Origin of the sequence: Pseudomonas sp. GM25, assembly GCF_000282255.1 — a bacterium.
GTDB classification, from domain to species: domain Bacteria; phylum Pseudomonadota; class Gammaproteobacteria; order Pseudomonadales; family Pseudomonadaceae; genus Aquipseudomonas; species Aquipseudomonas aphyarum.
Window position 1 is genome coordinate 1 of the sequence record NZ_AKJQ01000059.1, and the last position, 14,788, is coordinate 14,788.

Here is a 14,788-nt window from a genome sequence, read left to right on the forward strand (position 1 = left end):
TTTTTTTTTTTTTTTTTTTTTTCGCCGATGGCCAGGGCGATTTCCCGCTGGGCCTGGGCGAAACGGGTCAGCGAATCCATCAGCAACAGGACGTTCTTGCCCTTGTCGCGGAAATACTCGGCGATCCGCGTGCAGTACATCGCCGCGCGCAGACGCATCAGCGGCGCATCGTCCGCAGGCGACGCCACCACCACGGAACGCTTGAGGCCTTCTTCACCGAGGATGTGCTCGATGAATTCCTTAACTTCTCGACCCCGCTCACCGATCAGGCCAACGACAATGATGTCGGCCTCCGTGAAGCGGGTCATCATGCCGAGCAACACCGACTTACCGACACCGGTACCGGCGAACAGACCCAGACGCTGACCACGTCCGACCGTCAACAAACCGTTGATGCAACGGATGCCGACGTCCAGCGGTTCGCTGATCGGGTCACGGTTGAGCGGGTTGATCGTCGGGCCATCCATCGGCACCCAGTCTTCGGCTTTCATGCCGCCCTTGCCGTCCAGCGCACGTCCGGCGCCGTCCAGCACGCGACCAAGCATGCTCATGCCCATCGGCAGGCGACCGGTGTCGGCCAGCGGCACCACGCGGGCGCCCGGGGCAATGCCGGCCACGCTGCCGACCGGCATCAGGAACACTTTGCTGCCGGAGAAGCCCATGACTTCGGCTTCAACCTGGGACGGGTGATAGGTGTCGTCGTTGATCACCATGCAGCGGGTGCCCATGGCGGCGCGCAGACCTTCGGCTTCGAGCGTCAGGCCGACCATGCGCAGCAGGCGCCCTTCGAGGATCGGCGCACCGGCGATTTCGGTGGCCTCGGCGTAGGTGCTCAGGCGCTTGGCGAAGCTGGTGCGTTCAAGGCGCATCGGGGGCGTCCGCGAGCGGCTCTTCTGCGACCGGGGCCGGTTTTGGCGACTCCGGCAGGTCCAGGCTCAGGTCCGGCGCGGCCGGGTGCAGGGCCTGTTCGTGCAACTGGTCGAACAGCTTGGCCATGACCTGGCTGACGCGGGTTTCGATGCTGGCGTCGATCCGGCTGTGGTCGGTCTCGACCCGGCATCCGCCCGGCAGCAGGGTTTCGTCTTCGACGATGCGCCAGGTTTCCTCATGACGTTCGCGCAGGGCTTTGACCTGTTCGAAATCCTGCGGATTGACGTACAGCCGCACATTGCCCACGCCCAGCGGCAATAGCTTGAGGGCGTCGCGCATGACGTGTTCGATTTGCGTCGAGTCGATGGCCAGCTCGCGCTGAATCACCTGTTTGGCGATGTGCTGCACAAGGTCGACCAGCGACTTTTCGATCTGGGTGTCTTGCTCGGCGATGGGCTCGAACAGGTGGCCCATCAGTTGCTCAAGGCTGTTGACCTTGGCCGTCAGGACCACTTCGGCTTCCTGGCGCACCTTGAGGGTGGCGCTGTGGAAGCCTTCCTTTTCGCCGATGGCGAAGCCCTCGTTGTAGGCCTCCTGACGGATGCTTTCGAGTTCTTCCAGAGTCAGTGGCTGGACTTCTTCCAGCGGCACTTCTTCCATTTCCGGCGGTTCAGGCTCTGGTTCCGGCTCAGGTTCCGGTGCCGGCGGATCGAAGCTCGGGATTGCCCAGGTTTCGAAACCGCGGACGTCCCGGGCACGGATCAGGTCCGTCACATCGTCGTCATGCTTGTCCATGGGCTTAGATCATTTCCTCGCCGCCCTTGCCACCGAGCACGATTTCTCCGGCTTCGGCCATACGGCGGGCGATGGTGAGGATTTCCTTCTGCGCGGTCTCCACGTCGCTGACGCGCACCGGACCCTTGGCCTCGAGGTCGTCGCGCAGCAGTTCGGCGGCACGCTTGGACATGTTCTTGAAGATCTTTTCCTTGACGCCTTCGTCCGAACCCTTGAGGGCCAGCACCAACACATCGGAGGACACTTCGCGCAACAGCGCCTGGATCCCGCGGTCGTCGACATCGGCCAGGTTGTTGAACACGAACATGAGGTCCTCGATCTGACCGGACAGGTCTTCGTCGACTTCGCGGATCGAGTCCATGAGCTGGCCTTCGATCGAGCTGTCGAGGAAGTTCATGATGTCCGCCGCCCGCTTGATACCACCCAGGGTGGTGCGCGAGGCGTTCGAGTTGCCGGAGAACTGCTTCTCGAGGATCTGGTTCAATTCTTTCAGCGCGGCCGGCTGCACGGTGTTCAACGACGAGACGCGCAGGATGATGTCCAGACGCACCTTGTGGTCGAAGTTGCCCAGCACTTCACCGGCCTGATCCGGATCGAGGTACGCGACCACGATCGCCTGGATCTGCGGGTGCTCGTAACGGATCACGTCGGCAACGGCGCGCGGCTCCATCCATTTCAGGCTGTCGAGGCCACTGGTGTTGCCGCCCAGCAGAATGCGGTCGATCAGGCCGTTGGCCTTGTCTTCACCCAGGGCCTGGGTGAGCATTTTGCGCACGTAGTCGTCGGAGCCGACGCCCAGGCTGGTCTGATCGCCGACGATGTCGACGAACTCGCTCATGACCTGCTCGACCTGCTCACGGTGGACGTTGCCCATCTGGGCCATGGCCACACCTACACGCTGGACCTCTTTGGGGCCCATGTGGCGCAGCACTTGTGCGGCATCGGTCGAACCCAGGGACAGCAGCAGAATCGCGGCTTTATCGACCCGGGACAGTTTGGCGACGGCGGCTCGGTTATCACTCATCTGCGTTAATCCACTCTTTCACGACCTGGGCCACACGACCCGGGTCTTCTGCCACCAGACTCTTGATTGCGTTCAACTGAGCGTCATAACCCTCGCTCGGGCTCGGCAGCAGGATGCTGGTCGGGCCGCCGAGGCTGACGCGATCGTTGGACAGTTCACCATCCAGACCGCCCATGCCACCGAGTTCCATGTCGCCGCCCAGACCGGCCAGCTCCTTGCTTTTGCCGCCACCGGTGATGTTGTTGAGCACCGGACGCAGCACGCCGAACACCAGCACCAGGATGAACAACACACCCAGCACTTGTTTGACGATGTCCCAGAACCATGGCTGGGAGTAGAACGGAATGTCGGCGATCACTTCGCCGCGCTCTGCGGAGAACGGCATGTTGATCACGCTGACGCTGTCGCCACGGCTGGCGTCGAAGCCGACGGCGTCCTGTACCAGTCGGGTGAAGCGCGCCAATTCGTCGGCGCTCCACGGTGCACGGGTGGTTTCGCCGTTGGCCGGGTTGATCTTGACCTGATCGTCCACCACCACCGACACCGACAGGCGATTCAGGCGACCCTGCTGCTGTTTGGTGTGGCTGATGGAACGGTCGAGTTCGAAGTTCTTGGTGGATTGTTGACGCTTGTCCGCCGGGTACGGCGCGAGCATCGGCTGGCCGGTGGCCGGGTCCATGATCTGCTGACCGTTGGCATCAACCAGCGGCTGACCAGGCTGCACCATGCTCGCCGGCGCGGCTGCGCCACCGGTGGTCTGCGGTGCCGAGGCCGGCGACGGCGGCTGGTTGCTCAGGGCACCCGGCACACCTTGCGGGCCATTGCTGGCGGTGCGTTGTTCGTTGACCGACTGTTCGCTGCGCAGGGCCGGTTGATCCGGGTTGAACTGCTCGGCAGTCGATTCGACGGCACTGAAATCGACGTCGGCCGAGACTTCAGCCTTGTAGCGATCGTTGCCCAGTACCGGTTGCAGAATGTTGTGCACGCGCTGGGTCAGCATGCTTTCCATGCGTCGGCTGTAGTCGAACTGCTTGCCGGCCATGGTCATTTCGGAGTTTTCCGCCTGATCCGACAGCAGGTTGCCCTTCTGGTCGACGACGGTGATCTGCGATTTGCTCAGCTCGGGAACGGAGGTTGCCACCAGATTGATAATGGCAACGACCTGGCCTGGCTCCAGCGAACGACCGGAGTACAGCTCGACCAGTACCGAAGCGCTTGGCTTGCGTTCGTCACGCACGAACACCGAACTTTTCGGGATCGCCAGGTGAACGCGCGCACCCTTGACGTTGTTCAGGCTGGAGATGGTGCGGGCCAGTTCGCCTTCGAGGCCGCGACGATAACGGGTCGCTTCCATGAACTGGCTGGTGCCCAGACCCTGTTCCTTGTCGAGGATTTCAAAACCGATGTTGCCGTCGCTGGGAGTGACACCAGCGGCCGCGAGCTTGAGCCGCGCACGGGACAGGTCATCGGCCTTGACCAGCAAGGCGCCGGAATTCGGTTCGACGGTGTAGGGAATGTCGGCGGAGGCCAGGGTGTCCATGACCTGCTTGGCGTCCATGCCGGCAAGGCTGCCGTACAGAGGCCGGTAGTCCGGTTGCTGCGACCACAGCACCACGGCAAAGCCAATCGCCACGCTCGCGGCCAGGCCGACCAACAGGCCCACCTGACGCAGCACGGTCATCTCGGAGAGGTTTTCCAGGAAGGACAGGCCGAACAGCGGCGGTTTGCCGTCTATCGGGGTGGCCTTGGCCGGAACGTTATCGGCGACTGCTTCTGCCATGACTCAATCTCGTCCTTAAACCGGCATCTGCATGATGTCTTGATAAGCCTGAACCAGCTTGTTGCGCACCTGGGTCAAGGCCTGGAACGACACGCTGGCTTTTTGCGAGGCAATCATCACGTCCGTCAGATCGACGCCGCTCTTGCCGATTTCAAATGCGTTGGCCAACTGAGTCGACGCCTGCTGGGTATCACTGACTTTGTTGATGGCCTGACCGAGCATGTCGGAAAAGCTGCTGCCTGCCACTTCAGGGGCAGCGGCAATCGATTTCGGCTTCGACATGGCGTCCATTTGCATGGCCTTCATGTCCATCATCAACCGATTAAATTCAATACCTTGGCTCATGGTCTACTCTCTTGGGCGGCCCGCAATTTTTTGACACTCACTCGGCGGGTACTCAGGTGTTAGCAACAACGGTGCCAGCTCGTGGGCACCGCTTTCAGAAAAGCCGTTTCAAACGTTTGCGCCACCCGTCAGGTGGCGAACAGGTAGCCTTCGACATCCATGCCCGCATCGCGCATTTGCGCCAGTTTGTACCGCAGGGTGCGTGGGCTGATGCCGAGTTTTTCGGCGGCTTCCTTGCGCCGGCCGCGCTCGGTACGCAGGGTGTCGATGATCATCTGGAACTCGCGGCGACGCAGGTCATCGCCCAGCGCACCGGCCGAATCCGCCTCGATTTCCACTTCACGAATGACTGGCGCAACCGGCACCACCGCCGGCAATGGCGCAAACAGCGCAGGCCCGGAGAGACAGAAATCCTGCGGCTGGATCAACCCGCCCTGCTGCAGAATCAAGGCCCGCTGGACCGCGTTATCCAGCTCGCGCACGTTGCCCGGCCACGGATAACCGATCAGGCACGCTTGCGCCTCGGGCGAAAACTTCGCCATCGCATGCTTCATTTTATTGACGTGTTTGGCCAACAGACGCTCGGCCAGCGGCAGGATATCGGCGGTGCGCTCGCGCAACGGACGCCAGGCCAGCGGAAAGACCGACAGACGATAATAGAGGTCTTCACGGAACCGCCCCGCCGCCACTTCACCGGCCAGGTCGCGGTTGGTGGTCGCCACCACGCGAATATCGAGAGTGATCGGCTTGCGTGCGCCGACCCGCTCCACTTCCCGCTCCTGCAACACCCGCAGCAACTTGGCTTGCAGGCCCAGAGGCATTTCGGAAATTTCGTCGAGCAGAATGGTGCCGCCGTCCGCCTGTTCGAACTTGCCGGCCTGGGCCGCGATGGCGCCGGTGAACGAGCCTTTTTCGTGACCGAACAGGGTGGCTTCGAGCATGTTGTCCGGGATCGCCGCACAGTTGATCGCAATGAACGGCTGACTGGCGCGATGGGATTGCTGGTGGATGTAGCGCGCCAGCACTTCCTTGCCGGTGCCGGACTCGCCGGAAATCAGCACGGTGGAATCGCTGCGCGCGACCCGCGCCGCCAGATCCAGCAATTGAGCACTGGCAGGCTCGACCGCGACCGGCCCTTCGGCGTCACTGGCGCCAAGGCTGCCCAAGGCGTGACGCGCCACCAGATCCAGCAGAGCCTTGGGCTCGAACGGCTTGACCAGATAATCCGCCGCGCCCTGGCGCATGGCATCGACCGCGCGCTCGACCGCGCCATGGGCGGTCATCAGCAACACCGGCAATTGCGGTTGCCGCGCGCGCAGCAGGCCGAGCAATTGATGGCCGTCCATGCCAGGCATGTTGACGTCGCTGACCACCAGACTGAATGCTTCGCGCTCGACGGCGTTCAGCGCCTCTTCGGCCGAACCCACCGCGTGATAGTCGTGACCGGCCAGCAACAGCGTATCGGCCAGCGCTTCGCGCAACGAGCGGTCATCCTCGACCAGCAGAACCTTGATGCCCATGACCTTCACTCAGCTCCCTGTACAGCAGAAAACAACGGCAGGATGACCTGCGCGCACGTACCGCGCCCGACCCGCGAACGCAGCTGCAATTCTCCCTGATGCGCACGCGCCACGGCCTTGACCACGGTCAGGCCCAGGCCGGTCCCGGTAACCTTGGTGGTGAAAAACGGCTCGCCCAACCGTGCCAGCACTGCCGCATCAATACCGCTGCCGCTGTCACTGACACACAAACGCAGGGTGTTGTCGCGGGTATAGCAATGCACCTTCAGACGCACCTCACCGGTACTCGCCTGAATGGCGTTTTCAATCAGATTGAGCAGCGCCCCGACCAGCGTGTCGCGATTGCACAGCAACTCGCCGACATGGCTGTCGCACTGCCAGCGGATCGGCAGATCCTGCACATGGGTCAGCGCCGCGGCCTGCAATGACTGCATCAAGGCATTCGGCGTGACACGGTCGGTCAGCGGCAGCTCGCCACGGGCGAACACCAGCATGTCGCGCACCTGATGCTCGAGCTCGTGCAGGCGCTCCTTGAGGCGACCGGCGAAACGCTGCTGGGTGGCGACCGGCAATTCCTGCTCGGTCAAATGACTGGCGTACAACAAGGCGGCGGACAATGGCGTGCGGATCTGATGCGCCAGCGACGCGACCATCCGACCCAGGGACGACAGTCGCTCGTGGCGCGCCAGTTGATCCTGCAAGTGACGGGTTTCAGTCAGGTCGTTGAGCAGCACCAACTGCCCCGGCTCGGCATCCAGCGAGCGGGTGGCAATCGACAGGCGTCGACCGTTCTTCAAGGAAATTTCGTGGCCGTCGTCTTCACGGGGTGCGAAGCAACGGGCGATGACATGGCGCCACAGCTCGCCTTCCAGAGGCAGGCCCAGCAGATCGATGGCGGCCGGATTGGCCTCGCACACAATACCGTGACCGTCGATGACGATGACGCCGCCGGGCAACAGATCAAGGAGGTTTTGCAGACGGTTGGCCAGGCGTTCTTTTTCCGCCAGTTCCTGCATGCGCTGGGCGCTGACTACAGCCAGCTCGCCCTTGAGCTCGGTGACCCGGGCTTCGAGCATGCTGTAGGAGTCGGTCAACTGGCTCGACATCTGGTTGAACAGGGCGAATGCCTGCTCAAGCCCCTGGCGGCTCGCCTGCTCTACGGACGGCAGTTGCCCCGAGGACTCGGGAACAGAAGACATCTGGGAGGCTTGGGGCATTGTGCTCTCTCGCTTGGCTGACCGTCAGTTAAACGGAACGTTGCGAGGGATGTAGCAATACCCGTGCCTAAAAAAAACCGCTTATAAATGAAGCAGTTGAAAAACAGGCGTCAATCATCCGCCTGTTCATCACCTTCACGACGGCTCATGCCGTACTTGCGCATCTTCTCCACCAGCGTGGTGCGGCGAATGCGCAGGCGCTCGGCGGCACGGGCGACGATGCCGTTGGCGTCGTCCAGCGCCTGCTGGATCAAGCCCTGCTCCAGACCACCGAGGTAGTCCTTCAGGTCAAGACCTTCCGGCGGCAGCATGGCGTTGGCGGTGAAGTCCGGCGTGTGGCCGTTGATTGCCACGCGCTCTTCCAGATCGCTGCGCAGGCTGTCGACCATTTGCTCGTCTTCGTCGTCGACGTAGCGGAATTTCTTCGGCAGCTCGACCACGCCGATCACCCCGTACGGGTGCATGATCGCCATGCGCTCCACCAGGTTGGCCAGCTCGCGGACGTTGCCCGGCCAGCCGTGGCGGCACAGGGACATGATCGCGGCGGAGTTGAAGCGGATCGAACCGCGCTTCTCGTGCTCCATGCGCGAGATCAGCTCGTTCATCAGCAGCGGAATGTCTTCGACGCGCTCACGCAGCGGCGCCATCTCGATCGGGAACACGTTCAGGCGATAGTAGAGGTCTTCGCGGAAGGTGCCGATCTCGATCATGCTTTCGAGATTCTTGTGGGTCGCGGCGATGATGCGCACGTCGACGCTCTGGGTCTTGTTGCTGCCCACGCGCTCGAAGGTACGTTCCTGCAGCACGCGCAGCAGCTTGACCTGCATAGGCAGCGGCATGTCGCCGATTTCGTCGAGGAACAGCGTACCGCCGTTGGCCAGCTCGAAGCGGCCGGCACGGCTGGTGATCGCACCGGTGAAGGCACCCTTCTCGTGGCCGAACAGTTCGCTTTCCAGCAACTCGGCCGGGATCGCCCCACAGTTGACCGGTACGAACGGCGCGTCGCGACGCTTGGAATGGTAATGCAGGTTCCGCGCAACCACTTCCTTGCCGGTCCCGGACTCGCCGAGGATCAGCACGCTGGCGTCGGTGTCGGCCACTTGCTGCATCATCTGACGCACGTGCTGGATCGCACGGCTGGTGCCGACGAGACTGCGGAACAGGTTGGGTTCGCGATGACGGCCGCGCTCGCGGGCCTGGTCGTACATTTCGCGATAGACCTGGGCACGGTGCAGGGAGTCGAGCAGTTTGCTGTAGCTCGGCGGCATTTCGAGGGTCGAAAGTACCCGGCGGCGTTGGTCTTCGGGCAGATCCACCGAAGAATTATCGCCCATCAGCAAAACCGGAAGGAACTCATCCCAGGTTGAGAGTGTCTTTAACAGGCCCAAAAGCGCACCAGGAGCATTGACCGTCCCGATCAGTACGCAAATGACCTCACGACTAGACGACAAAGAGCCGACTGCCTGCTGCCAGTCATGGCTTCCGCAGGGTAAATTTTCTTCGCCAAGAAAATTTAAAATCACCGCCAGGTCGCGGCGGCGGACGCTATCGTCATCGATCAGCAGAATTTTGGTTTCACGCCACATGCAATAGCAACTTCCCTAGTCAACTCAATGCCCAAAATGAGGGGCAAGCGAGACGCTTGCAGGACACCTTGTGCCTGTAGACGCCTGAAATCTGAAAACAGCCACTAGTTAAGTCAAAAAACCGTGCACAGTCAAATTTATGGCGCACATGTCTGGATTAACTGAGGGTTAATTAACCAAACAGATGGTAAACCTTTGCCGCGTTCTGCGCTTGGGTGATCTGCGACATCTCGTCGACTATCGCCTGACGCTCCCCCATGGCGACTTCAAGCAGCTGCTTGTAGACATGCAGCAACTCCTCAAGGTTATCGCGCAACGCGACCTCGTCCACCGAAGCTTCACTCAAGACATCTTCCATGCAGGAACGGCAATCGAGATCCAGTTGACCGATCGCCTCCCAGTTGCGCTCGGCCAGGGCGCCGACCAACGCTGCTCGGGTTTCTTCGATTCGCTGCAATACAAGACTCATGGTGATCTCCTCAGAACTGCGGAGCGGGCGCAGGCGCGATTGCGTCCCAGCCTTCCTTGACGGTGCTCAGCAAGCCGGCAACCTCATCAAGAATGCGCGGATCGCTACTGATGTTCGCCTCCGCGAGACGCTTCATCATGTAGATATAAAGACCGTCCAGATCAGCCAGCGTATCCGCGGAATTTTCCAGATCCAGACCTTCGCGCAGTCCACTGACGATGCCGATGGCCTTGCTGATCGACGTGCACTTGGCAGGAATATCCTTGCGCTCGATCGCACCTTTGGCCTGGGCGATACGGTCCAGGCCGCCTTCCATCAGCATTTGCACCAGACGATGAGGGCTCGCTTCAGACGTCTGAGCGTGCGCACCTACTTTCTGGTATTGCCGAAGGGCTAACATCGGATTCATGTTCTACCTCATTTGCCACAATGACTCGTATGAACAGTGTATCGCCAGCGAGTCGAAAAACTTTAGACCACAAGACAAAAACCCGGCGCACGCTTGAAAGCGTAGCCGGGTTTTTGTCGTTTCTGCATGTTACTTCGCGGATTGCTGAGCGTTCAGCGAGGCGAAGAACGACGTGATGTTGCTCGCCGTAGACTTCATCTGACCTACCAGCAAGTCCATGGCGTTGTATTTTGCAGTCAACGTCTTGGTCAGGTTGGCAACACGCAGATCGAGCGCCAGTTGCTGACTGGTCAGGCTCTTGGTGTTGTTGTTCAGGATGGACATGCGCTGATCAAGCAAACCTGTAGCGGTAGGGAGACTACCGGCAGGCGGCTTCAGATACGGGTCCACAGCCTTGCTCATGCGCGCCAACAGACCGTTGGTGTCGTTGGTACCCGTAAACATCTGCTGGACCTGACCGGTCATGCCCGGCGTGGACATGGTCTTGTTGAATGCAACGGTGTCGAATGTCAGGTTACCGGTGAGCTTGTCGGTCATCACGCCCAATTGCGACAGGTAGGCCATCGGACCGGTGCTGGTCCCGCTCGGCATGGTCAACTGGCTACGGATATCGGCAATCAGCGAACGCGGCAGGGAGTCACCGGTAAAAGCCGCCTGAACAGTCAGCTTGCCATCTTCATCCGGCGTCGCCTTGGACAGGGTGTCGATGGTGGTCTTCAGCGTGTTGTAGGCATCAACGAAAGCCTGGACAGACGTCTGCAGACCTTTGGTGTTGGTGTCGACGCTCACCACAACAGGCGTGCCTTGCGGATTCGGGACAGTCAGCAGGTTCAACGACAAACCACTGATGGCGCCGGTCACCGTGTTGCTCTTGCTGGTCACTGTCAGCCCATCGATGGTCAGCGATGCATCTTTGGCGAGCCCGTTGACCGCTCCGGAATCACCCGCAGCCGGAGTGGCACCCATCGTTTTGGTGCCATCGATTTCCAGACCGGCAATGCCGCTCACGCTCAAGTCAGAGCCTGCGCCAGTCTTGCTCGAACTGATCACCAGGCGCGAAGCACCGGTGCTGTCCGTCACAATGTTGGCAGAAATACCATTGACACCCTGAGCCGTGTTGATGGCATCACGAGTGCTCTGCAGGGTCGCATTGGCCGGGATCGTGACATTGTAATCAGTGCCATTCTGACTGATTTTCAGGGTACCACTCGGAATGGCACTGGCAGCACCGCCGGCAAAGGATGCACTGGCTACTTTCGAGCCGGTGGCCAGATTATTCACAACAACACTGTAAGTACCCGATACCGCGGTGTTATCCGAAGTAGCGCCCAGAACAGTTGGATTACCCGAAGTCGCCGTGTAACCGGCAAACGCTGGGTTGGTCTTGCTGCCCAGGTTGGTCATCGCGGTCTGGAATGCCGTCAGCGCACTCTTCAGCGTACCTACACCGGAAATCTTCAGCGTGTTGGTTTTCGTCGCATTGTCGATCTGCGTCTGCTTCGGCGACTTGTCGGCATTGACCAGCGCAGTAACGATCGCACCGATGTCCAGGCCGGAACCCAGGCCCGAACCCGGTAAAATTGGACTTGCCATGTGCTTCTCCCTTCAAAGTGCTGCCAGTCTTTTGACCCTTCCAGGCGTCATGCAAAATGACAGACATTATTCATGCCAGCTATCAGACTTTGGCGTCAAACAACACGTGGCTCGCGTTGGCGAGGCTGTCTGCCAGCTTGAGGGCTTCTGCGGAAGGAATCTGTCGTACGACCTCGCCCGTCTCGCTTGCGATCACCTTGACGATGACCTTCCCGGAATGCTCGTCGATCGAGAACTCCAGATTGCGCTTGATCGACTGAACGAACTTCTCGATTTCCTGCACCGCCAGCTTCAGCTTGGTTTCATCCGCTTCCTGGCTCTTTTTCGAGGCAGGAACAGCTTCAACGGTCTGAGGCTTCGTTTCCGACGGCTTGTCTGCGACGGTTACGACTGGCTTGGGAGCCGGATACGACACGTTAAGCTTTACGCTCATGTCCATTGCCCATCACCTCTTAACGTAAAAAAGCGAGAGAGCGCGACAAGCGCACTCCCCCGCCAAAACTCATTCCGAAATTACTGAAGCAGCTTCAGTACAGCGGAAGGCAGTTGGTTGGCTTGAGCCAGAACAGAGGTCGAAGCCTGTTGCAGGGTTTGCTGCTTGGTCAGGTTAGCAGTCTCTGCGGCGAAGTCGGTATCTTGTACGCGACCCTGTGCAGCAGTGGTGTTCTCGGTGATGTTCTGCAAGTTCTGGATGGTGCTGGTCAGACGGTTTTGCGAAGCACCCAGGCTGGCACGAGTTGCACCGATTGCAGCGATAGCGGCGTCGATTGCAGTGATCGCGTTGTCGATGTTCTGCGAAGCAGAACCAGCGCCAGTACCGGTAGTACCGGTCAGAACTACAGTACCGCTGCCTACGGACAGGCTGACGGCGTCGAACTTGGAGCTCAATACCAGGTCGATGTGGTTAGCCGAACCGGTGTTTGCACCAACTTGCAGAGTCACAGTACCAGCCGAACCGTCCAGCAGGTTTTTGCCGTTCAGGTTGGTAGCAGCCGAGATACGGGTGATCTCGTCGGACATCTGAGCGAATTCAGCGTTGGTAGCGGTCTGGTCAGCAGTGCCGTTGGTACCGTTACGTGCTTTAACAGCCAGTTCACGCATACGCTGCAGAATGTCGGTCGAAGCTTGCAGAGCGCCTTCAGCGGTCTGGGCAACGGAGATACCGTCGTTGGCGTTCTGGATTGCCTGGGTGTTACCGCGGATCTGGGAAGACATACGGTTGGAGATCTGCAGGCCAGCGGCGTCGTCTTTAGCGCTGTTGATTTTCAGGCCGGAAGACAGGCGCTGCATCGAAGTCGACAGAGCGTCGGAAGCGCGGTTCAGGTTTTTCTGAACGTTCAACGACGTGGTGTTGGTGTTTACTGTTAAAGCCATGACGAATTCCTCGTTGGTTGGGTACTGCGGCTTCCGGCCCTGGCAACCGCCGGGTATGGCCTAGAGAACCTTCGTAATAGTTATCGTCGGGTTTGCAGGTTGCTTGAGGGCTTTTTTGAAAAAATTTGCCATCACCCTGCCACCCCCTAGAAAACAAAGACTTAGCAGCACTTTACCTTCGAAAAAATGACGTCATAAAACCGTCCGTGGCGCAAAGCTGCGGGCCAGCGCCTTCGCCCCTCGTCAGGCGGACGGATCTTCCAGCAATTGAATCAACTCGTACTCCATGAAATCGGCAAGGCCCAGCCAGTCCTGACGCTCCTGACACTCGAGCATTTGTGTGAGCAACTGCGCCCAGGCCAGTTGCTTCTGCGCACCGGCCGACAGCAACGACTGCTGCGCAACTTCGAACACATCGACCATCGCCAACGCCGCCTCGACATCACGTCCCAACCGGAACAGCCCGGCACACTGGCGACAGCCCCCAACCCACTCTTGCAGCGCAGTCATTGCACGAACTCCTGGTTGAACGCTGTTCCGGCAATATGCGCCCCCGCGCGGCTGCTGTTGAAAAACGCCACCTGCGGCTGACTCGCGATGTATCGCTCCAGCACACACAAATAACCGCGGAAATTGAGCTGAGTACTGACGCGTTCGCCATACCCGTCACGCACCCAGTGTCGCGCCTGATTCACCGACGGCCCCAGGTCACCATCACTCCAGCCGGCATGGGTCTTGTTCATCGGGAAAGCAAAATCGGCGCCGAACAGCGTGATGCGCGCAGCGCCCATCTTCACCGCCAGGTCCACGGCCGGGTGAATCACGCTGCCGCCCACATGCAGCAGTGCCCTGGGGTGCTGCTCACGCAATGCCGCATAGACCGGACTGGCCGAGTAACCGCCATAACGCTTGCCCTTCCAGGCCCTCAGCACCTCAGGGTCACTCATGGGCAGATACACCAGCGGGATGCCGTCGGATTCCTCGAAGGGCAAATGCCGGAAGCTGATGCGCTGATCGATGCTCACCACATAATCAGGCACGATGCCGTGCTCACGCAGCGGTCGGTAGGCGGTGTCGACACAAATGAACAGCGGACGCTCGACCCGCGCGCGGATCGCAGCCAGCCGCTCGAAATGCTGCTCAAGCGTCGGTCCGGTGCCGATCACATAGATTTCCCGACCGGCACAGGTGCCGAACAGCGTCGCCACATCATCGTCAGCGAGCAACACGGGAAGGCAGTCCTGGAGACGTTGCCGGATGAAAGGCGACTGCGGATCGAATTCACGGTTGTTGAAGCTCAGATGCACTTCGCTGACCAGCCGATCGCGAATCTTTGCGTTGAAGTCATCGGCCAGCAGCATCTCGGCAGGCAACGCGAAGAACGGCGTGCACATATCCGGCAGATCACCGGCATACAGGAGCTCTATTCGCGGATCTTCCAGCCATTGCCGCTGATCGAGCAGTTGCAGGACCAGGACAAACAAAGCGCCATTGAGAATGTGCACATAAAGACGTTCGAGCCCGGCGCGCTCCAGCAACACGGCTGGCAGATCACCGAGACCGGTGCCATACACGTGCAACTGCGGCTTGTCGGCCGGCAGGCTGGCCGCCTGGATCCGGGCTTCGTGAAGGCGGTCATGGCGACTGGTGAGCTGAATCCCGCCAATGCTCAGCGTCGATGCCAGTCCCTTCGTCAGCTCGGCCCCGATCAGCGTAGTGTCTTCATTCATCAGTCTGGCGAACAGTACCGGCCAGCGTCGCTCGATGACGTCGGCATTGGCCTGGAAAAACTCACTCATAGTGCCT

The 14,788-nt window shown here is 60.2% G+C and carries 14 protein-coding genes and 1 pseudogene; all 15 read right to left on the minus strand.

From position 1 onward, the window contains the following. A pseudogene (gene fliI, locus PMI24_RS23160) lies at nt 1-869 on the minus strand (flagellum-specific ATP synthase FliI); the annotation flags it as partial. Further along, nucleotides 859-1,665: a flagellar assembly protein FliH gene (gene fliH / locus PMI24_RS23165; RefSeq protein WP_007958287.1), complete on the minus strand. Its 807-nt coding sequence runs from the start codon at nt 1,663-1,665 to the stop codon at nt 859-861. The gene fliH and the pseudogene fliI, both read right to left, overlap by 11 nt. Before the next feature lie 4 nt (nt 1,666-1,669). Next, nucleotides 1,670-2,689: a flagellar motor switch protein FliG gene (gene fliG, locus PMI24_RS23170; RefSeq protein ID WP_007958288.1), complete on the minus strand. Its 1,020-nt coding sequence runs from the start codon at nt 2,687-2,689 to the stop codon at nt 1,670-1,672. Further along, nucleotides 2,682-4,469 carry a flagellar basal-body MS-ring/collar protein FliF gene (gene fliF, locus PMI24_RS23175; protein ID WP_007958290.1) on the minus strand — a complete coding sequence of 596 codons (1,788 nt, stop codon included), beginning with the start codon at nt 4,467-4,469 and terminating at the stop codon, nt 2,682-2,684. The genes fliG and fliF overlap by 8 nt, the downstream gene beginning before the upstream one ends. 15 nt (nt 4,470-4,484) lie before the next feature. Next, the gene (gene fliE / locus PMI24_RS23180) at nt 4,485-4,814 is read right to left on the minus strand and encodes a flagellar hook-basal body complex protein FliE (RefSeq protein WP_007958292.1); all 330 of its coding nucleotides are present in this window, start codon (nt 4,812-4,814) and stop codon (nt 4,485-4,487) included. Nucleotides 4,815-4,942: 128 nt separating this feature from the next. Further along, on the minus strand, nt 4,943-6,334 hold the full coding sequence (locus tag PMI24_RS23185; RefSeq protein WP_007958294.1) for a sigma-54-dependent transcriptional regulator: 1,392 nt from the start codon (nt 6,332-6,334) through the stop codon (nt 4,943-4,945). 5 nt (nt 6,335-6,339) lie between these two features. Continuing rightward, on the minus strand, nt 6,340-7,551 hold the full coding sequence (locus PMI24_RS23190) for a sensor histidine kinase (RefSeq protein ID WP_007958296.1): 1,212 nt from the start codon (nt 7,549-7,551) through the stop codon (nt 6,340-6,342). 110 nt (nt 7,552-7,661) lie between these two features. Further along, complete coding sequence (locus tag PMI24_RS23195; protein ID WP_003222863.1) at nt 7,662-9,137, minus strand: sigma-54 dependent transcriptional regulator; 1,476 nt, start codon at nt 9,135-9,137, stop codon at nt 7,662-7,664. A gap of 172 nt (nt 9,138-9,309) precedes the next feature. Then, nucleotides 9,310-9,606 (minus strand): hypothetical protein, encoded by a 297-nt coding sequence (locus PMI24_RS23200; RefSeq protein WP_007958300.1) that lies wholly within the window; start codon nt 9,604-9,606, stop codon nt 9,310-9,312. A 10-nt stretch (nt 9,607-9,616) separates the two neighbouring features. Beyond that, entirely contained in the window at nt 9,617-10,015 is a 399-nt protein-coding gene (fliS, locus tag PMI24_RS23205) for a flagellar export chaperone FliS (protein ID WP_007958302.1), read from the minus strand. Between the two features lie 129 nt (nt 10,016-10,144). Continuing rightward, nucleotides 10,145-11,608, minus strand: coding sequence for a flagellar filament capping protein FliD (fliD, locus tag PMI24_RS23210; protein WP_007958304.1), 1,464 nt, complete (start codon nt 11,606-11,608; stop codon nt 10,145-10,147). 82 nt (nt 11,609-11,690) lie between these two features. Continuing rightward, entirely contained in the window at nt 11,691-12,047 is a 357-nt protein-coding gene (locus PMI24_RS23215; RefSeq protein WP_007958306.1) for a flagellar protein FlaG, read from the minus strand. A gap of 74 nt (nt 12,048-12,121) precedes the next feature. After that, nucleotides 12,122-12,982 carry a flagellin domain-containing protein gene (locus tag PMI24_RS23220; RefSeq protein ID WP_007958307.1) on the minus strand — a complete coding sequence of 287 codons (861 nt, stop codon included), beginning with the start codon at nt 12,980-12,982 and terminating at the stop codon, nt 12,122-12,124. Between the two features lie 243 nt (nt 12,983-13,225). Beyond that, nucleotides 13,226-13,492 (minus strand): hypothetical protein, encoded by a 267-nt coding sequence (locus PMI24_RS23225; RefSeq protein WP_007958308.1) that lies wholly within the window; start codon nt 13,490-13,492, stop codon nt 13,226-13,228. Continuing rightward, nucleotides 13,489-14,781: a motility associated factor glycosyltransferase family protein gene (locus PMI24_RS23230; RefSeq protein WP_007958309.1), complete on the minus strand. Its 1,293-nt coding sequence runs from the start codon at nt 14,779-14,781 to the stop codon at nt 13,489-13,491. The genes PMI24_RS23225 and PMI24_RS23230 overlap by 4 nt, the downstream gene beginning before the upstream one ends. Nucleotides 14,782-14,788 lie beyond the last annotated feature (7 nt).

Excerpts from the sequence above, each read along its gene's own strand:
- fliH (WP_007958287.1), bottom strand. The coding sequence starts at position 1,665 with ATGGACAAGCATGACGACGATGTGACGGACCTGATCCGTGCCCGGGAC.
- fliG (WP_007958288.1), bottom strand. The coding sequence starts at position 2,689 with ATGAGTGATAACCGAGCCGCCGTCGCCAAACTGTCCCGGGTCGATAAA.
- fliF (WP_007958290.1), bottom strand. The coding sequence starts at position 4,469 with ATGGCAGAAGCAGTCGCCGATAACGTTCCGGCCAAGGCCACCCCGATA.
- fliE (WP_007958292.1), bottom strand. The coding sequence starts at position 4,814 with ATGAGCCAAGGTATTGAATTTAATCGGTTGATGATGGACATGAAGGCC.
- PMI24_RS23185 (WP_007958294.1), bottom strand. The coding sequence starts at position 6,334 with ATGGGCATCAAGGTTCTGCTGGTCGAGGATGACCGCTCGTTGCGCGAA.
- PMI24_RS23190 (WP_007958296.1), bottom strand. The coding sequence starts at position 7,551 with ATGCCCCAAGCCTCCCAGATGTCTTCTGTTCCCGAGTCCTCGGGGCAA.
- PMI24_RS23195 (WP_003222863.1), bottom strand. The coding sequence starts at position 9,137 with ATGTGGCGTGAAACCAAAATTCTGCTGATCGATGACGATAGCGTCCGC.
- PMI24_RS23200 (WP_007958300.1), bottom strand. The coding sequence starts at position 9,606 with ATGAGTCTTGTATTGCAGCGAATCGAAGAAACCCGAGCAGCGTTGGTC.
- fliS (WP_007958302.1), bottom strand. The coding sequence starts at position 10,015 with ATGAATCCGATGTTAGCCCTTCGGCAATACCAGAAAGTAGGTGCGCAC.
- fliD (WP_007958304.1), bottom strand. The coding sequence starts at position 11,608 with ATGGCAAGTCCAATTTTACCGGGTTCGGGCCTGGGTTCCGGCCTGGAC.
- PMI24_RS23215 (WP_007958306.1), bottom strand. The coding sequence starts at position 12,047 with ATGGACATGAGCGTAAAGCTTAACGTGTCGTATCCGGCTCCCAAGCCA.
- PMI24_RS23220 (WP_007958307.1), bottom strand. The coding sequence starts at position 12,982 with ATGGCTTTAACAGTAAACACCAACACCACGTCGTTGAACGTTCAGAAA.
- PMI24_RS23225 (WP_007958308.1), bottom strand. The coding sequence starts at position 13,492 with ATGACTGCGCTGCAAGAGTGGGTTGGGGGCTGTCGCCAGTGTGCCGGG.
- PMI24_RS23230 (WP_007958309.1), bottom strand. The coding sequence starts at position 14,781 with ATGAGTGAGTTTTTCCAGGCCAATGCCGACGTCATCGAGCGACGCTGG.